At 44.3% G+C, this 23086-nt stretch carries 27 protein-coding genes and 1 other annotated feature; all 27 genes read right to left on the bottom strand.

The window, feature by feature from the left end; translation table 11 throughout:
* Positions 1–13: 13 nt before the first annotated feature.
* Positions 14–277: a 30S ribosomal protein S17 gene (gene rpsQ, locus ACWJJ4_RS18995; RefSeq protein WP_003156484.1), complete on the bottom strand. Its 264-nt coding sequence runs from the start codon at positions 275–277 to the stop codon at positions 14–16.
* Between the two features lie 22 nt (positions 278–299).
* Entirely contained in the window at positions 300–500 is a 201-nt protein-coding gene (gene rpmC, locus ACWJJ4_RS18990) for a 50S ribosomal protein L29 (RefSeq protein WP_003156482.1), read from the bottom strand.
* Entirely contained in the window at positions 490–924 is a 435-nt protein-coding gene (rplP, locus tag ACWJJ4_RS18985) for a 50S ribosomal protein L16 (RefSeq protein ID WP_003156478.1), read from the bottom strand. Before rplP ends, rpmC begins: the two co-directional genes overlap by 11 nt.
* Before the next feature lies 1 nt (position 925).
* Positions 926–1582 (bottom strand): 30S ribosomal protein S3, encoded by a 657-nt coding sequence (gene rpsC / locus ACWJJ4_RS18980; protein ID WP_003156476.1) that lies wholly within the window; start codon positions 1580–1582, stop codon positions 926–928.
* A 3-nt stretch (positions 1583–1585) separates the two neighbouring features.
* On the bottom strand, positions 1586–1927 hold the full coding sequence (gene rplV, locus ACWJJ4_RS18975; RefSeq protein WP_003156475.1) for a 50S ribosomal protein L22: 342 nt from the start codon (positions 1925–1927) through the stop codon (positions 1586–1588).
* Between the two features lie 16 nt (positions 1928–1943).
* Positions 1944–2222, bottom strand: coding sequence for a 30S ribosomal protein S19 (rpsS, locus tag ACWJJ4_RS18970; RefSeq protein WP_003156472.1), 279 nt, complete (start codon positions 2220–2222; stop codon positions 1944–1946).
* Between the two features lie 57 nt (positions 2223–2279).
* Entirely contained in the window at positions 2280–3113 is an 834-nt protein-coding gene (gene rplB, locus ACWJJ4_RS18965; protein ID WP_003156470.1) for a 50S ribosomal protein L2, read from the bottom strand.
* A gap of 31 nt (positions 3114–3144) precedes the next feature.
* On the bottom strand, positions 3145–3432 hold the full coding sequence (gene rplW / locus ACWJJ4_RS18960) for a 50S ribosomal protein L23 (RefSeq protein WP_003156467.1): 288 nt from the start codon (positions 3430–3432) through the stop codon (positions 3145–3147).
* The gene (gene rplD / locus ACWJJ4_RS18955; protein ID WP_003156466.1) at positions 3432–4055 is read right to left on the bottom strand and encodes a 50S ribosomal protein L4; all 624 of its coding nucleotides are present in this window, start codon (positions 4053–4055) and stop codon (positions 3432–3434) included. The genes rplW and rplD overlap by 1 nt, the downstream gene beginning before the upstream one ends.
* 27 nt (positions 4056–4082) lie before the next feature.
* The gene (gene rplC, locus ACWJJ4_RS18950; RefSeq protein WP_003156465.1) at positions 4083–4712 is read right to left on the bottom strand and encodes a 50S ribosomal protein L3; all 630 of its coding nucleotides are present in this window, start codon (positions 4710–4712) and stop codon (positions 4083–4085) included.
* 39 nt (positions 4713–4751) lie between these two features.
* Positions 4752–5060, bottom strand: coding sequence for a 30S ribosomal protein S10 (rpsJ, locus tag ACWJJ4_RS18945; protein ID WP_003156464.1), 309 nt, complete (start codon positions 5058–5060; stop codon positions 4752–4754).
* A 248-nt stretch (positions 5061–5308) separates the two neighbouring features.
* Positions 5309–6274, bottom strand: coding sequence for an alpha/beta fold hydrolase (locus ACWJJ4_RS18940; RefSeq protein WP_454021872.1), 966 nt, complete (start codon positions 6272–6274; stop codon positions 5309–5311).
* 103 nt (positions 6275–6377) lie between these two features.
* Positions 6378–7568: an elongation factor Tu gene (tuf, locus tag ACWJJ4_RS18935; protein ID WP_003156451.1), complete on the bottom strand. Its 1191-nt coding sequence runs from the start codon at positions 7566–7568 to the stop codon at positions 6378–6380.
* Between the two features lie 119 nt (positions 7569–7687).
* A complete protein-coding gene (fusA, locus tag ACWJJ4_RS18930; RefSeq protein ID WP_007410399.1) occupies positions 7688–9766 on the bottom strand; it encodes an elongation factor G in 2079 nt (692 codons plus the stop codon).
* 52 nt (positions 9767–9818) lie between these two features.
* A complete protein-coding gene (gene rpsG, locus ACWJJ4_RS18925) occupies positions 9819–10289 on the bottom strand; it encodes a 30S ribosomal protein S7 (RefSeq protein ID WP_003156447.1) in 471 nt (156 codons plus the stop codon).
* A gap of 40 nt (positions 10290–10329) precedes the next feature.
* Complete coding sequence (gene rpsL, locus ACWJJ4_RS18920) at positions 10330–10746, bottom strand: 30S ribosomal protein S12 (RefSeq protein WP_003156445.1); 417 nt, start codon at positions 10744–10746, stop codon at positions 10330–10332.
* 115 nt (positions 10747–10861) lie between these two features.
* The gene (locus ACWJJ4_RS18915; RefSeq protein WP_003156443.1) at positions 10862–11110 is read right to left on the bottom strand and encodes a 50S ribosomal protein L7ae-like protein; all 249 of its coding nucleotides are present in this window, start codon (positions 11108–11110) and stop codon (positions 10862–10864) included.
* Positions 11111–11278: 168 nt separating this feature from the next.
* Positions 11279–14878 carry a DNA-directed RNA polymerase subunit beta' gene (gene rpoC / locus ACWJJ4_RS18910; RefSeq protein WP_007410398.1) on the bottom strand — a complete coding sequence of 1200 codons (3600 nt, stop codon included), beginning with the start codon at positions 14876–14878 and terminating at the stop codon, positions 11279–11281.
* A gap of 62 nt (positions 14879–14940) precedes the next feature.
* Positions 14941–18522 carry a DNA-directed RNA polymerase subunit beta gene (rpoB, locus tag ACWJJ4_RS18905; RefSeq protein ID WP_003156440.1) on the bottom strand — a complete coding sequence of 1194 codons (3582 nt, stop codon included), beginning with the start codon at positions 18520–18522 and terminating at the stop codon, positions 14941–14943.
* A 244-nt stretch (positions 18523–18766) separates the two neighbouring features.
* Positions 18767–19372 (bottom strand): class I SAM-dependent methyltransferase, encoded by a 606-nt coding sequence (locus tag ACWJJ4_RS18900; protein ID WP_015388780.1) that lies wholly within the window; start codon positions 19370–19372, stop codon positions 18767–18769.
* A gap of 91 nt (positions 19373–19463) precedes the next feature.
* On the bottom strand, positions 19464–19835 hold the full coding sequence (gene rplL, locus ACWJJ4_RS18895; protein ID WP_003156436.1) for a 50S ribosomal protein L7/L12: 372 nt from the start codon (positions 19833–19835) through the stop codon (positions 19464–19466).
* 41 nt (positions 19836–19876) lie between these two features.
* Complete coding sequence (gene rplJ, locus ACWJJ4_RS18890) at positions 19877–20377, bottom strand: 50S ribosomal protein L10 (RefSeq protein WP_003156433.1); 501 nt, start codon at positions 20375–20377, stop codon at positions 19877–19879.
* A gap of 63 nt (positions 20378–20440) precedes the next feature.
* Positions 20441–20583, bottom strand: a sequence feature (ribosomal protein L10 leader region).
* Positions 20584–20631: 48 nt separating this feature from the next.
* Complete coding sequence (rplA, locus tag ACWJJ4_RS18885) at positions 20632–21330, bottom strand: 50S ribosomal protein L1 (protein ID WP_003156431.1); 699 nt, start codon at positions 21328–21330, stop codon at positions 20632–20634.
* Between the two features lie 94 nt (positions 21331–21424).
* The gene (gene rplK / locus ACWJJ4_RS18880) at positions 21425–21850 is read right to left on the bottom strand and encodes a 50S ribosomal protein L11 (RefSeq protein ID WP_003156430.1); all 426 of its coding nucleotides are present in this window, start codon (positions 21848–21850) and stop codon (positions 21425–21427) included.
* Positions 21851–22017: 167 nt separating this feature from the next.
* Positions 22018–22551, bottom strand: coding sequence for a transcription termination/antitermination protein NusG (nusG, locus tag ACWJJ4_RS18875; protein ID WP_003156423.1), 534 nt, complete (start codon positions 22549–22551; stop codon positions 22018–22020).
* Between the two features lie 164 nt (positions 22552–22715).
* The gene (secE, locus tag ACWJJ4_RS18870) at positions 22716–22895 is read right to left on the bottom strand and encodes a preprotein translocase subunit SecE (protein WP_003156422.1); all 180 of its coding nucleotides are present in this window, start codon (positions 22893–22895) and stop codon (positions 22716–22718) included.
* A 32-nt stretch (positions 22896–22927) separates the two neighbouring features.
* Complete coding sequence (rpmG, locus tag ACWJJ4_RS18865) at positions 22928–23077, bottom strand: 50S ribosomal protein L33 (protein WP_003156421.1); 150 nt, start codon at positions 23075–23077, stop codon at positions 22928–22930.
* Positions 23078–23086 lie beyond the last annotated feature (9 nt).

Genomic DNA, 23086 nt, shown 5'->3' with positions numbered 1-23086 from the left:
ATTCCGAACTTTATTAGATAATAACAGCTTCTTCGACAACTTCTACTAGACGAAAACGCTTAGTTGCAGATAATGGACGAGTTTCCATGATCTTTACGATGTCTCCGATTTTAGCTTGGTTATTTTCATCATGTGCTTTGAATTTCTTTGAGTATTTTACGCGTTTACCGTAAATAGGATCCTTTTTGTATGTTTCAACAACAACAGTGATGGTTTTATCCATTTTGTCAGAAACAACACGGCCTTGGTAAACTTTGCGTTGGTTACGTTCGCTCATGCTCACGACCTCCCCTCAGTGATTATTTGTTGGCAGCAATTTCTCTTTCACGAATCACAGTTTTCATGCGCGCGATAGCTTTGCGCACTTCACGAATGCGAGCAGTATTTTCAAGTTGTCCTGTCGCTAATTGAAAGCGAAGATTGAAAAGTTCTTCTTTAAGAGACTTTACTTTTTGTTCAATTTCAGCAGTGGTAAGGTCACGAATTTCATTAGCTTTCATTTGATTCACCACCAATTTCTTCACGTTTTACGAACTTCGTTTTAATTGGCAATTTGTGAGATGCAAGACGAAGAGCTTCACGAGCTACCTCTTCAGACACACCAGAAATTTCAAATAAAACTTTGCCCGGTTTTACAACAGCTACCCAGCCTTCAGGAGCCCCTTTACCGGAACCCATCCGTACCTCAAGCGGTTTAGCAGTGTAAGGTTTTGAAGGGAAAATTTTAATCCAAACTTTACCGCCACGTTTCATGTAACGAGTCATCGCAATACGTGCAGCTTCGATTTGGCGGTTCGTGATCCAAGAAGCTTCAAGAGCCTGGATACCGTACTCACCAAAATGTACTTCAGTACCGCCTTTAGCGCGACCGCGCATTTTTCCGCGATGCTCTCTGCGATATTTAACGCGTTTTGGTAATAACATATTATTTTCCTCCTTCCTCAGTTTTCTTCTTAGTAGGAAGAACCTCTCCACGATAGATCCAGACTTTTACACCAAGCTTACCGTAAGTTGTGTCAGCTTCAGATGTTGCATAGTCGATGTCAGCACGTAAAGTGTGCAATGGAACAGTTCCTTCACTGTAGTATTCAGAACGAGCGATATCAGCTCCGCCAAGACGGCCGGAAACCATTGTTTTCACACCTTGTGCTCCAGCACGCATAGTGCGTTGGATTTGTTGTTTCTGCGCACGGCGGAAAGAAATACGGTTTTCTAGTTGACGAGCGATGTTGTCAGCTACAAGCTGAGCATCAAGATCTGCTCTTTTGATTTCAAGAATGTTAATGTGTACACGCTTGCCAGTAAGGCTGTTAAGGGCTTTACGAAGTGCTTCAACTTCAGATCCGCCTTTACCGATTACCATACCAGGCTTAGCAGTGTGGATCGTAATGTTAACGCGGTTTGCTGCACGCTCGATTTCTACTTTAGAAACAGAAGCGTCAGAAAGGCGTTTGCTAATGAATTCACGAATTTTTAAATCTTCGTGCAGGAAGTCAGCGTAATCTTTACCAGCGTACCACTTAGATTCCCAATCACGAATGACTCCGATACGAAGACCGACTGGATTTACCTTTTGACCCACTACTTATCCCTCCTTCTTTTCTGATACAACGATTGTAATGTGGCTCGTACGTTTGTTGATTTGGCTCGCACGTCCCATAGCACGCGGGCGGAATCTTTTTAACGTTGGGCCTTCGTCAACAAATGCCTGAGAAATAACCAGATTGTTAGCGTCCATCTCGTAGTTGTGCTCAGCATTTGCGATAGCAGATTTTAAAACTTTTTCGATGATCGGAGAAGCAGCTCTCGGAGTTAGGTTCAAGATAGATACTGCTTCGCCTACTTGCTTACCTCGAATCAGGTCCATTACTAGACGTGCTTTACGAGGAGCAATACGGACTGTTCTTGCAACAGCTTTAGCTTGCATTTAAAAGCCTCCTCTCTTAGCGTCTTGTTTTTTTATCGTCACTGGCGTGGCCTTTGTAAGTACGAGTCGGTGCGAATTCGCCCAACTTGTGGCCTACCATGTCTTCAGAAATGAATACAGGCACGTGTTTACGTCCGTCATATACTGCGATAGTGTGACCGATAAATTGTGGGAAAATAGTTGAACGGCGAGACCAAGTTTTTACAACTTGTTTCTTGTCCGTTTCATTTAATTTCTCGATTTTTGTCATCAAGTGTCCATCGACAAATGGTCCTTTTTTCAAGCTGCGAGCCATTTTGGAACCTCCCTTCGTGATTGCACTACGGTCCGAAATGAACCGTAGACAACCCCGTTATTTATTTTTACGACGACGTACGATAAATTTATCAGATTTGTTCTTTTTCTTACGTGTCTTGAATCCAAGAGTCGGTTTGCCCCAAGGAGACATTGGTGATTTACGTCCGATTGGCGCGCGACCTTCACCACCACCGTGCGGGTGATCGTTAGGGTTCATTACAGAACCGCGGACTGTAGGGCGGATGCCTTTCCAGCGAGAGCGTCCTGCTTTACCAACGTTGATAAGTTCGTGCTGCTCGTTACCTACTTGACCGATAGAAGCGCGGCAAGCAGAAAGGATCATGCGAACTTCACCAGAGTTAAGACGTACAAGAACGTATTTGCCTTCTTTACCAAGAACCTGAGCAGATGTACCAGCTGAACGTACAAGCTGTCCGCCTTTACCAGGTTTTAATTCAATGTTATGCACAACTGTACCAACAGGGATGTTGATAAGCGGAAGTGCGTTACCTACTTTGATGTCAGCTTCAGGGCCGGACATGATTTCAGTACCTACTTGAATTCCTTTTGGTGCAAGAATGTAACGTTTTTCTCCGTCTACATAGTTGATTAGTGCAATGTTAGCTGAACGGTTTGGATCGTACTCAACTGTAGCAACGCGTCCAGGTATACCATCTTTATCGCGTTTGAAGTCGATAACACGGTATTGGCGTTTGTGTCCGCCACCTTGGTGACGTACAGTCAATTTACCTTGGTTGTTACGTCCGCCTTTTTTGTGAAGGGGCGCAAGCAAGGATTTTTCCGGCTGGTCAGTCGTGATTTCAGCAAAATCTGAAGTTGTCATGCCACGACGTCCGTTAGAGGTCGGTTTATACTTTTTAATCGCCATTTTGAATTTCCCTCCTTCTTTTTACAGATAATTAAGCTTCAAAAATTTCGATTTCTTTGCTGTCTGCAGTAAGTTTTACGATCGCTTTTCTGCGACGGCTAGTCATACCAGTGTAGCGGCCGACACGTTTTGATTTCCCTTTGTAGTTCATGATGTTGACTTTGTCAACTTTCACTCCAAAGATACTTTCAACTGCATCTTTCACTTCTGTTTTATTAGCTCTTACATCAACTTCAAAAGTATATTTTTTTTCAGTCATTAAATCAGCAGAACGTTCAGTAATGACGGGGCGCTTAAGAACATCACGAGGATCTTTCATTATGCAAGCACCTCCTCTACTTTTTCAACCGCAGCTTTTGTAATCAGAAGCTTCTCGTGGTTGACAACGTCTAACACGTTGATTCCGTTAGCTTGAACAACTGTAACTCCAGGGATGTTGCGTGCAGAAAGAGATACTGCTTCGTTTGCATCCGCAGTTACGATTAAAGCTTTTTTCTCAACAGATAATCCTTTAAGGACAGCTGCCATTTCTTTTGTTTTAACCGTATCAAGAGTAAGATCTTCAAGAACAATAATGTTGTTGTCGTTCACTTTAGAAGACAATACTGATTTGATTGCCAAGCGGCGAACTTTTTTAGGTAATTTGTAAGAATAGCTGCGTGGTGTTGGGCCGAATACGACACCACCTCCGCGCCATTGCGGTGAACGGATTGAACCTTGACGGGCACGACCTGTACCTTTTTGACGCCATGGTTTGCGACCTCCGCCGCGTACTTCAGAACGATTTTTTACTTTGTGAGATCCTTGACGTAAGGAAGCTCTTTGCATAAGAATAGCGTCGAATACTACGCTCTCATTTGGCTCAATTCCAAATACAGAAGCGTTTAATTCGATATCACCAGCAGTAGAACCGTTTTGGTTGTATAATGCTACTTTTGGCATGATCAATTTCCTCCTTTCCTAAGAGACTTATTTAGATTTAACAGCACTTTTAACAGTGATTAAAGCTTTTCTCGCACCAGGTACGTTACCTTTAATCAAAAGAAGATTGCGCTCAGCATCTACTTTTACGACTTCAAGGTTTTGGACAGTGATTTGATCTCCGCCCATGCGTCCAGGTAATAGTTTACCTTTGAATACACGGTTAGGATCTACAGGTCCCATTGAACCAGGACGACGGTGGTAGCGTGAACCGTGAGACATAGGTCCGCGAGATTGTCCGTGGCGCTTGATTGCACCTTGGAAACCTTTACCTTTAGATACTCCTGTTACATCTACGATTTCTCCTGCAGAGAAAATTTCAACCTTGACTTCCTGACCAATTTCATACGCATCCATATCCACGCCGCGTAATTCTTTAACGAAGCGCTTAGGAGCAGTTTCCGCTTTTGCAACGTGTCCTTTTTCCGGTTTGTTTGAAAGCTTTTCGCGCTTATCGTCAAAACCAAGCTGGATCGCTTCATAGCCATCATTTTCAGCTGTTTTCTTTTGAAGAACAACGTTTGGAGCTGCTTCAATAACAGTTACCGGGATAAGATCACCGTTCTCTGCGAATACTTGCGTCATACCAATTTTTCTTCCTAAGATTCCTTTGGTCATTCGTCACACCTCCTATTAAGATCATTCTATATTTTAGAATTAAAGTTTGATTTCGATATCGACACCAGATGGTAAGTCTAATCGCATGAGAGCATCAACAGTTTGTGGTGTTGGGTTCACAATGTCGATTAAACGTTTATGTGTACGCATTTCAAATTGCTCACGAGAATCTTTGTATTTGTGCACCGCACGAAGGATTGTGTAAACTGATTTTTCAGTTGGCAACGGAATCGGACCAGATACGCTGGCACCAGAACGTTTTGCCGTTTCAACAATCTTCTCTGCAGATTGATCAAGGATTCTATGATCATATGCTTTTAAACGAATACGAATTTTTTGTTTTGCCATTATTTTCCCTCCTTTTCGCCTACATCACGTTAGACAGTTCTCCGTGAGAAAAACCTGATCACCTTGCCATGGCAAAGCGGCCGGGTGTGTCAGCAACCTCTCACTTCATCGCAGTCAAAGACCAACATACACTATTATACAGAAAATAGACGCATGTTGCAAGGTTTATTTAAAGAACCTTGTGGTTTTCACACTTTGATTATTATACAGGTGATACCATGATTAATCAAGGATATGACTGTTTTCTTTCAGAGATGGAACGATGCGAACCGGCTGACAACTTCGGCAAAGCGATCGGGTTCCTCCAAGTGAGGCGAATGAGCTGAGTTCTCAAACCAATGCCATTCTTTATACGGCGCATCAACCTTCTGATAATATTCATAAGACGTCGTCCCCGGAACCGTCAAATCGTATCTCCCTGACATAAAACAGCACGGTATTACAATAGAAGAAACTGATTCCCCTGCATCAAAGGAAATGAGATCCTCCCATAGGTGTTTCAGGCTGAACATTTGTCCCCGCGCGGCTAAGAAGCTCCCCCTCACACCGTACGGTTCACCAAACAGCATTCGCCCCCCTGCTTTAAGAGCGCCGATCGGATGATGGGTAAAGCCTCCTCCCCTCATCTCGATACAAAGCAGAAACAACGTTCGCTGCAGCTGTTTCTCCCATGGAGGTGCTCCGATAAAACTCAGCGTCTTGCCCAGCAGGATATGTTTGTGTTGCCTGCTCCATTCCATCATCAGCCGGTAGGCTTCCGTTTCTTCCTTTTGAATATTAACCACCTGACTGATACCGATATACGCATAATACAAATCAGGTTTCTCTTGAAGAACATGAAGCGCCAGAACTGAGCCCCACGAATAGCCAGCGATATATATTTTTTGCCTGCTGAGTTGCTTGCATAAGCGTTCGGTCAGATGAATGGTGTCAGCTGTCAGCTGATCCAAAGTCATAGATGAACCCGGAATTTCCTTTGAATAAGAGAGACCCGCCCCTCTCTGATCCCAGTTCACAACGGTGAAATGCTTTTCCAGCTCATTCTGGTATTTTCTCGCATAGCCGATTTGAGGCGTTCCGGGACCGCCGTGCAAAAACAAAAGCAGCGGATTACTCCTGTCATCACCATTAATCATAATGGTTTGTTCACTGCCATTAATCAGCAATTGCTGAAGCATTGAAATACGATTGGTTTTCTTGAAGTTATCGTCCATCGGTCTTCTCCTAAAATTTGTATACGTTCTATTATACATGGAATCAGCGGGGAAACAAAAAAACGAGGCCCCATAAGGGACCCCGCATTAATGAACGAGTCGATTACTCAGTGATTGTAGAAACAACGCCTGAACCAACTGTACGTCCGCCTTCACGAATAGAGAAACGAGTTCCTTCTTCGATAGCGATTGTAGAGATAAGTTCAACGATCATTTCAGTGTTATCTCCAGGCATAACCATTTCTACGCCTTCTGGAAGATTGATGATACCAGTTACGTCAGTTGTACGGAAGTAGAACTGAGGACGGTAGTTAGAGAAGAATGGAGTATGACGTCCACCCTCTTCTTTAGAAAGAACGTAAACTTCAGCTTTGAATTTGCTGTGTGGAGTGATTGTACCTGGTTTAGCAAGTACTTGTCCACGTTGGATGTCTTCACGAGCTACACCGCGAAGAAGTGCACCGATGTTGTCTCCAGCTTCAGCGTAGTCAAGAAGCTTACGGAACATTTCAACACCTGTAACAGTTGTTTTGCTGTTTTCTTCTTGAAGACCGATGATTTCAACTTCGTCACCGACTTTAACTTGTCCGCGTTCTACACGGCCAGTAGCAACTGTACCACGACCAGTGATTGAGAATACGTCCTCAACTGGCATCATGAATGGTTTTTCAGTGTCGCGTTCTGGAGTTGGGATGTACTCATCAACTGCAGCCATAAGTTCAAGAATTTTTTCTTCGTACTCAGCATCGCCTTCAAGAGCTTTAAGAGCAGAACCTTTAACAACTGGTACATCATCACCAGGGAAGTCGTATTCGCTAAGAAGATCGCGAACTTCCATTTCAACAAGCTCAAGAAGCTCTTCGTCGTCTACCATGTCGCATTTGTTAAGGAATACTACAATGTATGGTACACCAACGTTTTTAGAAAGAAGGATGTGCTCACGAGTTTGCGGCATTGGGCCATCAGCAGCAGATACTACAAGGATAGCTCCGTCCATTTGCGCAGCACCAGTGATCATGTTTTTAACATAGTCAGCGTGTCCTGGGCAGTCAACGTGTGCATAGTGACGAGTGTCAGTTTCGTACTCAACGTGTGCAGTAGAGATTGTGATACCGCGCTCACGTTCTTCTGGAGCACCATCAATTTGATCGTACGCCATAGCTGTACCTTTACCAGATTTCTTATGAAGTACTGTTGAGATAGCAGCAGTTAATGTTGTTTTACCATGGTCAACGTGTCCAATTGTACCGATATTGGCATGTGATTTGGAACGGTCGAATTTTTCTTTAGCCATTCTAAAATCCTCCTTAAGAGCTTTTAATTAGTAATGTATAGAGTGATAGAAAGTGAAAGCAAGCTCTCACTTCCTCATCTTACAATAGTAGTTATACTTGAGTTAAGTGGCAAAATCAATTATTCGCCTTTATTTTTTTTGATAATTTCTTCAGCGATGCTCTTCGGCACTTCTTCGTAGTGATCCATGAACATTGTGAACGTACCGCGTCCTTGCGTGTTAGAACGAAGGGCAGTAGCGTAACCGAACATTTCAGCAAGAGGTACCATCGCACGCACAACTTGAGCGTTACCGCGAGCTTCCATACCTTCTACGCGTCCGCGACGAGAAGTAACATCACCCATGATGTCTCCCATGTATTCTTCAGGAATAACAACTTCAACTTTCATGATTGGTTCAAGAAGAACTGGGTTACATTTGCTGACTGCATTTTTCAATGCCATAGAAGCAGCGACTTTAAACGCCATTTCGTTTGAGTCAACATCATGGTAAGATCCATCAAAAAGTTTCGCCTTGATGTCGATTAGCGGGAATCCGGCTAGGACACCATTTTCAAGAGAGTCTTCAAGACCTGCTTGTACGGCTGGGATGTATTCACGAGGAACAACACCACCGACGATTGCGTTTTCGAATTCAAAGCCAGCGCCTTCTTCGTTCGGTTCAAATTCGATCCAAACGTGACCGAACTGACCGCGTCCGCCTGATTGACGTACGAATTTACCTTCAACTTTTGCACCGGTACGGAATGTCTCACGGTACGCAACTTGAGGAGCACCAACGTTAGCTTCAACTTTGAACTCACGCTTCATACGATCAACAATGATATCAAGGTGAAGCTCACCCATACCAGAGATGATTGTTTGACCCGTTTCAGGGTTTGTTTGTGTACGGAATGTAGGATCTTCTTCAGCAAGTTTCGCTAAAGCGATACCCATTTTATCTTGGTCAGCTTTTGATTTAGGCTCAATCGCTACGTCGATAACAGGCTCTGGGAATTCCATTGATTCAAGGATTACAAGATCCTTTTCATCACATAGAGTATCTCCAGTAGAAGTATCTTTTAGACCTACAGCAGCTGCGATGTCTCCAGCGTAAACAGTAGAGATCTCTTCACGGCTGTTAGCGTGCATTTGAAGGATACGTCCTACGCGCTCACGCTTGCCTTTTGTAGAGTTCTTTACATATGAACCGGAATCAAGTGTACCGGAATATACGCGGAAGAATGTCAGCTTACCGACATAAGGGTCAGTCATAACTTTAAATGCAAGTGCAGAGAACGGCTCTTCATCAGAAGAATGACGAACGATCTCTTCATCTGTGTCAGGACGTACACCTTTGATTGCAGCAACATCAGTTGGCGCAGGAAGGTAGTCAAGAACAGCATCAAGTACAAGCTGAACACCTTTGTTTTTGAAAGCAGATCCAACAAGTACAGGGTAGAATTCAACATTCAGTGTACCTTTACGGATAGCAGCTTTCAGTTCAGGGATAGTGATTTCTTCACCTTCAAGGTACTTTTCCATAAGCTCTTCATCAAGCTCAGCTACAGCTTCAATCAGGCTGCTGCGAAGCTCTTCAGCTTGCTCTTTGTACTCTTCAGGGATTTCTTTCGCATCTGAACGAGTTCCAAGGTCATCTTCGTAGAAATACGCAACGTTTTCTACTAAGTCGATGATACCTTCGAAGTTGTCTTCAGCGCCGATCGGCAATTGAATTGCGTGAGCGTTAGCTTGAAGACGGTCTCTTAAAGTGCCTACAGAGTAAAGGAAGTCTGCGCCGATTTTGTCCATTTTGTTGACAAATACAACACGCGGTACTCCGTAAGTTGTTGCTTGGCGCCATACTGTTTCTGTCTGAGGCTCAACACCTGATTGAGCATCAAGTACGGCAACCGCACCATCAAGTACACGGAGTGAACGTTCAACTTCAACTGTGAAGTCTACGTGTCCCGGTGTATCGATGATGTTTACACGGTAACCTTTCCACTGTGCAGTCGTTGCTGCAGAAGTGATTGTGATACCGCGTTCTTGTTCCTGCTCCATCCAGTCCATTTGCGAAGCACCTTCGTGAGTTTCGCCAATTTTGTGGATACGGCCTGTGTAGAACAAGATCCGTTCTGTAGTAGTCGTTTTACCGGCATCGATGTGAGCCATGATCCCGATATTACGAGTTTTTTCTAAGGAGAACTCTCTTGCCATTGGGTAATTTCTCCTTCCTTATTAGGGAATTATTATTTTGATTATATGAATCCTACCAGCGGTAGTGAGCAAATGCTTTGTTCGCTTCTGCCATCTTGTGAGTGTCTTCACGTTTCTTAACGGCAGCACCAGTGTTGTTAGCTGCATCAAGAATTTCGTTAGCCAGGCGCTCTTCCATTGTTTTTTCTCCGCGAAGACGCGCATAGTTAACCAACCAGCGAAGACCAAGAGTTGTACGGCGTTCAGGACGAACTTCTACAGGCACTTGGTAGTTAGCTCCACCTACACGGCGTGCTTTTACTTCAAGTACAGGCATGATGTTTTTCAATGCTTGTTCGAAAACCTCCATTGCATCATTGCCAGTGCGTTCTTTAATGATATCGAATGACTTGTATAGGATTGTTTGAGATTTACCTTTTTTACCGTCGATCATCATTTTGTTGATCAGGCGGGATACCAGCTTAGAGTTGTAAAGCGGATCAGGTAAAACATCTCTTTTTGCTACAGGACCTTTACGTGGCATCTGAATATCCTCCCTTCATAGTTTTAATGATTTATTATTATTACTTTGCTTTAGGACGTTTTGTACCGTATTTAGAACGGCCTTGCGCACGGTTTTCAACTCCGGCAGTATCAAGCGCGCCACGAACGATGTGGTAGCGTACCCCCGGTAAGTCTTTTACACGTCCGCCGCGGATCAGTACAACGCTGTGCTCTTGCAGGTTGTGACCGATACCAGGAATGTAGGCAGTAACCTCGATTCCGTTAGTCAAACGAACACGAGCATATTTACGAAGTGCTGAGTTCGGTTTTTTCGGTGTCATTGTACCCACACGAGTACATACCCCGCGTTTTTGTGGAGAAGATACGTTAGTGTGCTCTTTTTTAAAGCTGTTGTATCCTTTGTTTAGTGCAGGTGACTTAGAGTTTTCAACTTTGCTCACGCGTCCCTTGCGAATTAGCTGATTAATTGTAGGCATGTTGTGTTCCTCCCTTCATTACGTTTTATAACCCACATACCCAGGTGGTTCATCATTAGGCAAAAAACAATGTCTTTACACAAGACTGATATCTTATATAAAAACAAAAAGTACGCTATAACATAATGGCAACAGCTGCTGCTCCCACTTCAATTCCGCAGGCTTTGCCGAGCTTTTTCATGGAATCCACCATACAGACAGCGGTATTTTGGTTCTTTGCAAGCTGGATAACGCCAGCCGTAAGAACTGAATCCGCGTCTTTTGCCACGACGACTTCCTTCACTGAACCTCGTTTTAGAGCTTTCACTGTTTGCTTCGTACCAATAATAATTGATTTGGCCTGTGATACTTTATCATAAGACATAAACATATCCTCCAAAGTAACAGGTTTTATTTCGAGCACCTTGGTTATATTATCACTCTGCGGGACGGATGTCAACAACGTATGACATTTTTTAGTGCAGTCCCCCGCCAGAATAATTGTAATACTGAGGAAAAGCTGTCGAAACAGCCTTTCCTGCAGCAGTTTCTGTTATTCAGCCGGAACCATATCTTCCGAAGGCTGAACGTTTGAAACAGGTTTTACTTTTCTGTAATTCATCATACCGGTACCGGCAGGAACCAATTTACCGATGATAACATTCTCTTTCAGGCCGAGAAGTTCATCGCGCTTGCCTTTAATCGCAGCATCTGTAAGAACGCGTGTTGTTTCCTGGAATGATGCGGCAGACAAGAATGAATCCGTCTCGAGTGAAGCTTTCGTGATACCGAGAAGGACAGGACGGCCTGTAGCAGGTCGATTGCCTTCAAGCAGCACTTTTTTGTTCGCTTCTGTAAATTGGTGAATATCAAGCAATGTGCCAGGGAGAACATCAGTATCTCCGGCATCGATTACACGGACTTTGCGAAGCATTTGGCGAACCATTACTTCTACGTGTTTATCGCCGATTTCAACCCCCTGCATACGGTAAACCTTCTGAACCTCATGCAGAAGATATTCCTGAACCGTCGTCAGGTCAGTGACTTTAAGAAGTTCTTTCGGATCGATTGAACCTTCTGTCAGCACTTGACCGCGGGTAATCTGATCACCCTCAGCCACTTTCAGGCGTGAGTTGTAAGGTGCCGTGTATGAACGGGTCTCAACAGCGCCCTGAACAACAATCTCCTGCTGTTTGTCGCGGACTTCATTGATTTCGGCAATTGTACCGTCAATCTCAGAAATCGTCGCTTGACCTTTAGGATTACGCGCTTCGAAAAGCTCTTGGATACGCGGAAGACCTTGTGTAATATCGTCTCCGGCAACCCCGCCTGTGTGGAACGTACGCATCGTTAACTGTGTTCCAGGCTCACCGATAGATTGAGCGGCGATAATACCTACTGCTTCGCCGACTTCAACATCAGTTCCGGTTGCAAGGTTACGTCCGTAGCATCGTTTACATACACCATGAGGAGTGTTACATGTGAACGCGGAACGGATCCACACTTCTTCGATTCCGGCTTCAACGATTTCCAGCGCTTTATCTTCATCGATCAATTCATTTTCGTTAATGAGCACAGCACCCGTTTCAGGATGTTTGATCTGTTTTCTGGCGAAACGTCCGATCAGACGCTCTTCCAGACGCTCGATGATTTCCGTGCCTTCTTTGAGCGGTTTTGCAAGAATACCGCGGTCTGTTCCGCAATCTGTTTCACGAATGATAACATCCTGCGCAACATCAACAAGACGGCGTGTAAGGTAACCTGAGTCAGCTGTTTTCAGGGCGGTATCGGCAAGACCTTTACGCGCACCGTGAGTGGAGATAAAGTACTCCAATACTGTCAGACCTTCACGGAAACTTGATTTAATCGGCAATTCAATGATTCGTCCAGCCGGGTTGGCCATCAGACCGCGCATACCCGCAAGCTGTGTAAAGTTAGATGCGTTACCACGGGCTCCTGAATCACTCATCATGTAGATCGGGTTGACTTCGTCTAATGATTTCATCAGTTTGCCTTGGATAACATCTTTCGCTGAACTCCAAATTGAAATGACTCTTTCATAACGTTCTTCTTCGGTGATTAAACCGCGTCTGAACTGTTTCAGAACATTATCCACTTTGCTTTGTGCTTCTTCAAGGATTTCCTGTTTATCATCGAGAACGACGATATCAGAAACCCCTACTGTGATGCCGGCTTTCGTTGAATATCTGAAACCGAGGTTTTTCATGCGGTCAAGCATTTTAGACGTTTCCGTGATATGGAATCGTTTAAAGATTTCCGCGATGATTTTACCCAAAATACCTTTTTTAAACGGTGCGTTGATCGGCTGCTCAGCAATCACAGCTTTTACGTCAGCACCTTTATCTAAGAAGAAACGGTCAGGTGTCTTCTCTTCAATGTTGCTCTTCGTTGGTTCATTCATGTAAGGGAATGATTCCGGAAGAATTTCATTGAAGACGAGCTTACCGACAGTTGTAATTAACAATTTTGAACGCTGTTCTTCAGTAAATGTCACATTCTTAAGGGAGTTCGCTGCAACAGCTACTCTCGTATGAAGGTGAACATAACCGTTTTGATAAGCAAGAAGCGCTTCGTCCGTATTTTTGAAAACCATACCCTCGCCGACTGCTCCGGCGCGCTCAAGCGTCAGGTAGTAGTTTCCTAATACCATATCCTGAGACGGCGTAACAACCGGTTTACCATCTTTAGGGTTCAAGATGTTTTGGGCTGCAAGCATCAGAATGCGCGCCTCAGCTTGAGCCTCAGCTGATAAAGGTACGTGAACCGCCATTTGGTCACCGTCAAAGTCAGCGTTATAAGCTGTACATACTAACGGGTGAAGACGGATGGCGCGTCCTTCAACAAGCGTCGGTTCGAAAGCCTGGATACCTAATCTGTGAAGAGTAGGGGCACGGTTCAGTAAGACCGGATGCTCCTTAATGACAGATTCAAGTACATCCCATACTTCAGGCTGCACGCGTTCGATTTTGCGTTTTGCGCTCTTGATATTGTGAGCAAGGCCTTTTTCAACAAGCTCTTTCATGACGAAAGGCTTGAAGAGCTCAAGCGCCATTTCCTTCGGCAAACCGCACTGATACATTTTCAGGTGCGGGCCTACGACGATAACGGAACGGCCTGAGTAGTCTACACGTTTACCGAGAAGGTTCTGACGGAAACGCCCTTGTTTCCCTTTCAGCATATGAGAAAGAGATTTAAGCGGACGGTTACCCGGTCCGGTAACCGGACGGCCGCGGCGTCCGTTGTCAATCAGAGCGTCGACTGCTTCCTGAAGCATACGTTTTTCGTTCTGAACGATGATGCTTGGCGCGCCGAGGTCTAACAGACGTTTTAAACGGTTATTACGGTTGATGACACGACGGTAAAGGTCGTTCAGGTCAGACGTTGCGAAACGTCCGCCGTCAAGCTGAACCATCGGTCTTAATTCAGGCGGAATAACCGGAAGCACGTCGAGGATCATCCAAGACGGCTTGTTTCCTGAATTACGGAAGGCTTCAAGCACTTCAAGGCGTTTGATCGCACGTGTACGGCGCTGTCCTTGAGAAGTCTTCAGCTCTTCTTTTAACATATCAACTTCTTTGACAAGGTCGATGTCCTGCAGAAGTTTATTAATGGCTTCCGCACCCATAGAGGCTTGGAATTTGTTTCCGTACTTATCCAGATACGCACGGTATTCCTTTTCAGATAAAAGCTGTTTCTTTTCGAGCGGTGTATTGGCCGGGTCAGTTACGACGTAAGAAGCAAAGTAAATAACTTCTTCCAGCGCACGCGGTGACATATCCAATACAAGACCCATACGGCTCGGAATACCTTTGAAATACCAAATGTGAGAAACCGGGGCAGCCAGTTCAATATGCCCCATTCTCTCACGACGGACTTTAGCCCGCGTTACTTCAACTCCGCAACGGTCACAAACTACGCCTTTATAACGAACCCGCTTGTACTTGCCGCAATGACATTCCCAGTCCTTAGTCGGTCCGAAAATGCGTTCGCAGAACAGGCCGTCCTTTTCAGGTTTCAACGTACGATAGTTTATCGTTTCAGGCTTTTTCACTTCACCAAAAGACCATGAACGGATTTTATCCGGTGAAGCAAGACCGATGTTCATATACTCAAAATTGTTCACATCTAGCAAGGGGCCTACCTCCCTTTTTATCTTCGGATTAACCGATGTCACTTGCCTTTATCAATCAGAGACTATTCTTTCGTTACTGCGTCACGTTCAACGTCTGGAGATGCTGTTTCTTCCGGCGCTTCATCACCTGATAATGCAAGGCCGTCAGCCTGTTTCGCATCTTCCTCGTCTTCTAGATCTCTCATTTCTATTTCTTCTTCATCGCCTGAGAGGATTTTTACGTCCATACCTAAGCTTTGAAGCTCTTTGATCAATACTTTGAATGATTCCGGAACACCAGGCTCTGGAACATTGTCGCCTTTGACGATGGCTTCATATGTTTTCACACGTCCGACCACGTCATCGGACTTCACAGTCAGGATTTCTTGAAGCGTGTAAGCTGCGCCGTAAGCTTCAAGCGCCCAAACCTCCATCTCACCGAAACGCTGTCCGCCGAATTGGGCTTTACCGCCGAGAGGCTGCTGCGTAACAAGTGAGTAAGGACCTGTAGAACGGGCATGAAGTTTATCATCAACCATGTGTGCCAGTTTGATCATGTACATGATTCCGACTGATACACGGTTGTCGAACGGTTCTCCCGTACGGCCGTCATAAAGAACTGTTTTAGCGTCTCTTGACATGCCTGCTTCTTCAAGTGTTTCCCACACATCTTCTTCACGCGCGCCGTCAAATACAGGTGACGCGATGTGAATGCCGAGGTAGCGGGCAGCCATACCCATGTGAAGTTCTAATACCTGACCGATATTCATACGTGATGGTACACCCAGCGGGTTAAGCATGATATCGATCGGCGTGCCGTCAGGAAGGTAAGGCATATCTTCTTCAGGAAGAATCTTCGAGATAACCCCTTTGTTTCCGTGACGTCCGGCCATTTTATCACCTTCAGAAATCTTACGTTTCTGAACGATATATACGCGTACAAGCTGGTTCACTCCCGGAGGAAGTTCGTCGCCGTCTTCACGGTTGAAGACTTTTACGTCGTGGATAATTCCGCCGCCGCCGTGAGGCACACGGAGAGAAGTATCACGGACCTCACGCGCTTTTTCTCCAAAGATCGCATGAAGAAGGCGTTCTTCAGCCGTAAGCTCAGTTACACCTTTAGGCGTTACTTTACCTACGAGAAGGTCTCCGTCGTTGACTTCCGCACCGATACGGATAATTCCGCGGTCATCAAGGTTGCGAAGCGCGTCTTCCCCTACGTTTGGAATATCGCGGGTGATCTCTTCCGGTCCAAGCTTTGTATCACGTGCTTCTGATTCATATTCTTCAATGTGAATAGATGTGTATACATCATCTTTCACAAGGCGTTCACTCATGATGATGGCATCCTCATAGTTGTAACCGTCCCATGTCATGAAGCCGACCATTACGTTGCGGCCGAGAGCAAGTTCACCAAGCTCCATTGAAGGTCCGTCAGCAAGGATTTCTCCTTTGACTACTTCATCGCCGACACTGACGATCGGACGCTGGTTGTAGCACGTACCTTGGTTGGAGCGGACAAATTTCAGCAAGCTGTACTTATCCAGGTTGCCTTTTACTTTTTGGCCGTCAATTTCTTCATAGCGGCGCACCCATACGTTTTTCGCTTCCACCCGTTCTACGATACCAGGGTGTTTACAAATAACGGCTGCACCGGAGTCTTTACCGGATACGTATTCCATACCCGTTCCGACGATCGGAGCTTCCGGCTGCATCAAAGGCACAGCCTGACGCTGCATGTTCGCTCCCATGAGGGCGCGGTTCGAGTCATCGTTTTCCAAGAACGGAATACATGCTGTCGCAGCAGATACAACCTGTTTAGGAGATACGTCCATGTAATCCACGCGGTTGCGGGCTACAACGGTGTTTTCCCCTCTGAAACGCGCTACGATGCTGTCATCCAAGAAAGAACCGTCATCGCTCAGCTTAGCATTCGCTTGGGCTACGACATAGTTATCCTCTTCATCAGCAGTCAGGTAGTCGATTCTAGGCGTTACTTTTCCTGTTTCAGGATCAACGCGGCGGTATGGCGTCTCAATGAAACCAAAGCGGTTTACTTTCGCAAATGATGACAATGAGTTGATCAAACCGATGTTAGGGCCCTCAGGCGTTTCAATCGGACACATACGGCCGTAGTGAGAGTAGTGAACGTCACGTACTTCCATACCTGCGCGCTCACGTGTCAAACCGCCCGGTCCGAGAGCTGACAGACGGCGTTTGTGCGTCAATTCAGCAAGCGGGTTCGTCTGATCCATGAATTGAGAAAGCTGTGAGCTTCCGAAGAACTCTTTAATAGACGCAATAACAGGTCTGATGTTAATCAGCTGCTGCGGCGTAATTGTATTCGTGTCTTGAATAGACATTCTTTCACGTACGACACGTTCCATCCGGCTTAAACCGATACGGAATTGGTTTTGCAGGAGCTCACCTACAGAACGCAGACGGCGGTTTCCGAGATGGTCGATATCATCAGTGTCGCCCACTCCGTGCAGGAGGTTGAAGAAGTAGCTGATAGAAGAAATAATATCAGCAGGCGTAATGTTTTTAATCGCCTCTTCGATGTAAGCATTGCCGATCACATTGATCGTCTGCTCTCCTTCTGCATCAGTAGGAGCATAGATTTTAATGGATTGAAGCATCACTTCATCCTCGACAACGCCGCCGTTAGGATAAAGCTTTCTGAAGCCGATTCCATTTTCTAAGTATGGCAGTACTTTATCAAGTGTTCTTCTGTCAAGAATCTGCCCTTTTTCAGCGAGAATTTCACCGGTTTCCGGATCCACCAGTGTTTCTGCAAGGCGCTGGTTAAACAGGCGGTTCTTGATATGAAGCTTTTTATTAATTTTATAGCGTCCTACATTCGCAAGGTCGTATCGCTTCGGATCGAAGAAACGGGAATCCAGCAAGCTTTTTGCGTTTTCTACTGTAGGCGGCTCTCCGGGACGAAGGCGCTCATAGATTTCAAGAAGCGCTTTGTCACTGTTTTCGGTGTTGTCCTTATCCAGTGTATTGCGGAGATATTCGTTCTCACCAATGAGATCGAGAATCTCTTGGTCGGAACCGAAGCCGAGAGCACGCAAAAGAACCGTAACCGGCAACTTACGTGTGCGATCAATGCGGACATACACAACATCTTTCGCATCAGTTTCGTATTCTAACCATGCGCCACGGTTTGGAATGACAGTCGCGGTAAAACCTTTTTTACCGTTTTTGTCTACTTTACCACTGAAATATACACTTGGAGACCGAACAAGCTGAGATACGATAACACGTTCTGCACCGTTGATGATAAAAGTACCGGTATCTGTCATAATAGGGAAATCACCCATGAAGACATCCTGGTCTTTTACCTCTCCAGTTTCTTTGTTAATTAAACGAACCTTCACTCTTAGCGGAGCTGAGTAAGTCACATCACGTTCTTTTGACTCTTCAACGGGATACTTAGGATCTCCTAAACTGTAGTCAATGAACTCTAGAGAGAGGTTACCAGTGAAATCCTCAATTGGTGATATGTCTTGAAACATCTCTCTAAGACCCTCATCAAGAAACCACTGATAAGAAGAGGTTTGAATTTCAATGAGATTTGGTAATTCTAACACTTCGCTAATGCGAGCATAGCTTCTGCGCTGGCGGTGTCGTCCATACTGAACTAGTTGACCTGTCAACTGATTCACCCCTCAAATCATGCGTATTATATGTGTAATAAGCATCTCTTACGATAAAGAAATACTTTTACAAGACAAAAGAAAAAAGGGTTTCTAATTAAGAAAACCACATCCAAAAACAAATACCGATTTTATTAGCATTTCCATGTTTGTATAATTTATACATGCACTATGATTATTTGAGCATATCATGCAAAATATATACATTGGCATTTTACAATATTAACATAGCTGAAAATTCAAGTCAAACTTTTTTTGCTTTTATGATATAATAGCCTTTCTTTTTTTGAACCACAGAAACTTCGTCAAAAAGCTCCTTCAGTTTTTCAATGGCAGAAGGCCCGCCCTGTTTTTTCTGTATAACGATCCACAATTCACCTGAAGCCCTTAAATGCTCAGCGCTTTTTTCAAAAATGGCATGGACAACTTTTTTTCCGGCGCGGATTGGGGGGTTTGTAATAATAGAAGCAAATGTTTGAGCAGAATCAATATTTGAAAATAAATCACTCTGATAAATCCGAACGTTTTTTATTCCGTTTTTTTCTGCATTTTCATTTGACAGCTCTACGGCTCTTTCATTCACGTCAATCATGTGCACGGTCCGGTCTGTAAATGCACCGGCGAGCGACAGACCGATCGGGCCGTAACCGCAGCCTGCATCCAGGAAGTCACCATCGATCTCCGGCTCTTCAAACGCTTCAATTAAGACACGCGAACCGAAATCAACTTCCTTTTTCGAGAAAACGCCGCTGTCACTTGTGAATGTATAAGATCTGTTCCGCAGTGTAAATGACCATGTCTGTTTATCGCTTTTAACTGAAGGTTTTTCTGAATAATAGTGTTCACTCATTATTAGAACCTCCTTTTTTAATTGCACTTAAAGAAAAGCAAAGAAAAAGCCCGCCTCATAAAAGCGAGCTTCCCCTACAGGCAAGTGAAGATTACTTAACTTCTACAGAAGCGCCAACTTCTTCAAGTTTAGCTTTAAGCTCTTCAGCTTCTTCTTTCGCAATACCTTCTTTAAGTGGTTTTGGAGTGTTGTCAACAAGTTCTTTAGCTTCTTTCAAGCCAAGACCAGTGATTTCACGAACAACTTTGATAACTTTGATTTTCTGAGAACCTGCACCAGCAAGGATAAGGTCGAATTCGCTTTGCTCTTCAGCAGCGCCGCCAGCAGCAGCTCCGCCAGCTACAGCTACAGGAGCAGCAGCAGTTACGCCAAATTCTTCTTCGATTGCTTTTACTAGGTCGTTCAATTCAAGTACAGTTGCTTCTTTAACGGAAGCAATGATTTCTTCGATATTTAAAGCCATTTGAAATTCCTCCATTTGTTTTATTTTAGGGTAAAATCAGATTAAGCGCCTTGTTCTTCCTTTTGGTCTGCAACTGCTTTAGCTGCAAGTGCAAGGTTGCGAACTGGAGCTTGAAGTACGCTAAGCAACATAGAAAGTAAGCCATCGCGTGAAGGAAGTTCAGCAAGAGCTTTCACTTCTTCAACAGAAGATACTTTTCCTTCGATAACGCCCGCTTTGATTTCCAGAGCTTCGTGATTTTTCGCGAACTCGTTAAGAACTTTTGCCGGAGCGACAACATCTTCAGTACTGAATGCGATCGCATTCGGTCCAGTTAAGACATCATTCAAACCATCAAGTTCAGCTTGTTCAACCGCACGGCGAGTCATTGTGTTTTTGTACACTTTGAACTCTACGTTAGCTTCGCGAAGCTGTTTACGGAGTTCAGTTACTTCAGAAACGTTAAGTCCGCGGTAGTCAACGATGATCGTTGATTTGCTTTCTTTCAGTTTAGAAGCAATCTCTTCAACAACAACTTTTTTTGTATCAATTGCGCTGCTCATGGTTACACCTCCTGTAGATTTTGTGTAACACTTATACCGCTAGGTGATCACGACTGTGACGACGATTTCATATAAAAAGCCTCCATGTGGACATGGAGGCTGTATATACAAGCATACGTAACGTAATAGCTGTGATATATATACACCTCGGCAGGATATTAAGCCTCAACGGCCCCTGCTGTCTACGGTATAAATGACATATTATATTTTACAACATTTTGAATCATATCAGAATGCTGATCTAAAGTCAAATATTATTTTACGTTGAAAGTAGAAGCGTCTACTTTGACACCAGGGCCCATAGTAGAAGTAACGGCAACGTTTTTCACGTAAACACCTTTAGCCGCAGCCGGTTTTGCTTTCAGGATTGTATCATACATTGTTGTGAAGTTCTCAACAAGTTTTTCATCCTCGAAAGAAACTTTTCCGATCGGAACATGGATGTTACCAGCTTTGTCAACGCGGTATTCTACTTTACCAGCTTTGATTTCGCCGATTGCTTTTTCTACTTCGAATGTAACAGTTCCTGTTTTAGGGTTTGGCATAAGACCTTTTGGTCCAAGCACACGGCCGATTTTACCGACTTCACCCATCATGTCAGGAGTCGCAACGATTACATCGAATTCGAACCAGCCTTGCTGGATTTTCGCGATGTAATCAGAATCGCCGACGTAGTCTGCACCGGCAGCTTCAGCTTCTTTTGCTTTTTCGCCTTTAGCGAATACAAGCACGCGCTGAGTTTTACCAGTTCCGTTAGGAAGTACAACTGCACCGCGGATTTGCTGATCGTTTTTACGAGGGTCAACCCCTAAACGAAAAGCAACTTCAACTGTAGCGTCGAATTTAGCTGTGTTTGTTTTTTTAGTAAGCGCCACTGCTTCAGCGACGTCGTAAGCTTTCGCACGGTCTACAAGCTTCGCAGCTTCAACGTACTTTTTACCTTTTTTAGCCATTTTAAAATTTCCTCCTTATGTGGTTATAGCGGAATAACCTCCCACGAATAAGGGTTGCGAACTTGTGAAAACTCGCAACCCGACAAGAAACAAATTAATCCTCGATAACGATACCCATACTGCGGGCAGTACCTTCAACCATGCGCATTGCCGCTTCAACGTCTGCTGCGTTTAAGTCAGGCATTTTCGTTTCAGCGATTTCGCGAACCTTATCGCGCTTAACGGTTGCCACTTTATTACGGTTTGGTTCACCAGAACCAGACTCAATTCCAGCTGCTTTTTTAAGCAATACTGCAGCAGGCGGAGTTTTTGTAATAAATGTAAATGAACGGTCTTCGTAAACCGAAATTTCAACAGGAATGATTAAACCAGCTTGGTCAGCTGTACGAGCGTTAAACTCCTTACAGAATCCCATGATATTTACACCGGCTTGACCTAGTGCAGGTCCAACTGGCGGCGCTGGGTTAGCTTTTCCAGCAGGAATTTGCAATTTTACAACTTTTACTACTTTTTTAGCCACGAGACACACCTCCTTAAGTCCGTGATGTGGTAATAGGGTAAACCCTCCCACTCAAGGTTTCATTCTTTATATGAATGACGAAATATCAAGCTAGCTGCCTTGGATTAGTCCAAGACGTACCTTTGCTATATTATCATTAATATATAGCAATTTCAAGTTTTTTCACATTACAATTTGTCGATCTGGGTAAATTCCAGCTCAACCGGCGTTTCACGGCCGAACATGTTAACGAATACTTTCACTTTGCTCTTATCATAATCAATCTCTTCAATTGATCCTGTAAAGTTGGCGAAAGGTCCGTCTATGACTTTGACTGTCTCATTCAATTCAAAATCAATGTCGGTTTTCCGCTCATCCATGCCCATGCGTTTTAAGATGGTTTCCGCTTCGCCAGGAAGAAGCGGAGTCGGCTTTGAGCCTGAACCGGCTGATCCGACGAATCCGGTAACGCCCGGCGTGTTGCGGACCACATACCAGGAATCATCAGTCATGACGATTTCAACAAGCACATAACCCGGGAACACTTTCTTTTTGACTACTTTTTTCTTGCCGTTCTTAATATCTGTCTCTTCTTCTTCAGGGACGACAACGCGGAAAATTTTATCCTGCATTCCCATTGATTCCACACGTTTTTCAAGGTTCGCTTTTACTTTGTTTTCATAACCGGAATACGTATGAACAACATACCAATTCTTTTCCATTCTATCAGGACTCTGCAGTCCTTCCCTCCCCGCATTTAAAAATGAAGTGTAAAACAAAAAATAGGCTCAGAGCCTATGAATCCTTTTTTCAACACAATAAAAAACCCGCTGAACGGGTTTTGGCAAACGATATTATGATCTATTATAGCACGTATTGCTGATCATTATTCAACTATTAAACGAATTAATTGAGAAATTCCTGTATCAAGGAGGGCAAAAAAGATAACAAAAAAGATAACCGTTGAAATCACCGTGATCGTATAGCGCGTTAACTCTTTGCCTTTAGGCCAGCTAACCTTTTTCATTTCTTTCCCAACATCTTTAAAGAAACTCATCATGCGCATGTAAAAGACCTCCACAATTTAAAAAGCGAACACTATTTTGTTTCTAAATGAGCTGTATGTGAATTGCAAGTGCTGCAGTACTTCTTAACTTCTAACCGCTCAGCCGCTGATGCAGAGCTTTTCATTGTCGTATAATTACGATTTCCGCATGTTTTGCATGCCAGCGTAATCTTTTTTCTCATGTCGTTACA

Source organism: Bacillus sp. JK62 (genome assembly GCF_053663455.1).
The sequence above is the reverse complement of the archived record's forward strand: the minus strand, read 5'-3'. Positions and strand labels throughout refer to the sequence as shown.

Excerpts from the sequence above, each read along its gene's own strand:
- rpsQ (WP_003156484.1), bottom strand. The coding sequence starts at position 277 with ATGAGCGAACGTAACCAACGCAAAGTTTACCAAGGCCGTGTTGTTTCT.
- rpmC (WP_003156482.1), bottom strand. The coding sequence starts at position 500 with ATGAAAGCTAATGAAATTCGTGACCTTACCACTGCTGAAATTGAACAA.
- rplP (WP_003156478.1), bottom strand. The coding sequence starts at position 924 with ATGTTATTACCAAAACGCGTTAAATATCGCAGAGAGCATCGCGGAAAA.
- rplV (WP_003156475.1), bottom strand. The coding sequence starts at position 1,927 with ATGCAAGCTAAAGCTGTTGCAAGAACAGTCCGTATTGCTCCTCGTAAA.
- rpsS (WP_003156472.1), bottom strand. The coding sequence starts at position 2,222 with ATGGCTCGCAGCTTGAAAAAAGGACCATTTGTCGATGGACACTTGATG.
- rplB (WP_003156470.1), bottom strand. The coding sequence starts at position 3,113 with ATGGCGATTAAAAAGTATAAACCGACCTCTAACGGACGTCGTGGCATG.
- rplW (WP_003156467.1), bottom strand. The coding sequence starts at position 3,432 with ATGAAAGATCCTCGTGATGTTCTTAAGCGCCCCGTCATTACTGAACGT.
- rplD (WP_003156466.1), bottom strand. The coding sequence starts at position 4,055 with ATGCCAAAAGTAGCATTATACAACCAAAACGGTTCTACTGCTGGTGAT.
- rplC (WP_003156465.1), bottom strand. The coding sequence starts at position 4,712 with ATGACCAAAGGAATCTTAGGAAGAAAAATTGGTATGACGCAAGTATTC.
- rpsJ (WP_003156464.1), bottom strand. The coding sequence starts at position 5,060 with ATGGCAAAACAAAAAATTCGTATTCGTTTAAAAGCATATGATCATAGA.
- ACWJJ4_RS18940 (WP_454021872.1), bottom strand. The coding sequence starts at position 6,274 with ATGGACGATAACTTCAAGAAAACCAATCGTATTTCAATGCTTCAGCAA.
- tuf (WP_003156451.1), bottom strand. The coding sequence starts at position 7,568 with ATGGCTAAAGAAAAATTCGACCGTTCCAAATCACATGCCAATATCGGT.
- fusA (WP_007410399.1), bottom strand. The coding sequence starts at position 9,766 with ATGGCAAGAGAGTTCTCCTTAGAAAAAACTCGTAATATCGGGATCATG.
- rpsG (WP_003156447.1), bottom strand. The coding sequence starts at position 10,289 with ATGCCACGTAAAGGTCCTGTAGCAAAAAGAGATGTTTTACCTGATCCG.
- rpsL (WP_003156445.1), bottom strand. The coding sequence starts at position 10,746 with ATGCCTACAATTAATCAGCTAATTCGCAAGGGACGCGTGAGCAAAGTT.
- ACWJJ4_RS18915 (WP_003156443.1), bottom strand. The coding sequence starts at position 11,110 with ATGTCTTATGATAAAGTATCACAGGCCAAATCAATTATTATTGGTACG.
- ACWJJ4_RS18900 (WP_015388780.1), bottom strand. The coding sequence starts at position 19,372 with ATGAGTGAACACTATTATTCAGAAAAACCTTCAGTTAAAAGCGATAAA.
- rplL (WP_003156436.1), bottom strand. The coding sequence starts at position 19,835 with ATGGCTTTAAATATCGAAGAAATCATTGCTTCCGTTAAAGAAGCAACT.
- rplJ (WP_003156433.1), bottom strand. The coding sequence starts at position 20,377 with ATGAGCAGCGCAATTGATACAAAAAAAGTTGTTGTTGAAGAGATTGCT.
- rplA (WP_003156431.1), bottom strand. The coding sequence starts at position 21,330 with ATGGCTAAAAAAGGTAAAAAGTACGTTGAAGCTGCGAAGCTTGTAGAC.
- nusG (WP_003156423.1), bottom strand. The coding sequence starts at position 22,551 with ATGGAAAAGAATTGGTATGTTGTTCATACGTATTCCGGTTATGAAAAC.
- secE (WP_003156422.1), bottom strand. The coding sequence starts at position 22,895 with ATGCGCATGATGAGTTTCTTTAAAGATGTTGGGAAAGAAATGAAAAAG.
- rpmG (WP_003156421.1), bottom strand. The coding sequence starts at position 23,077 with ATGAGAAAAAAGATTACGCTGGCATGCAAAACATGCGGAAATCGTAAT.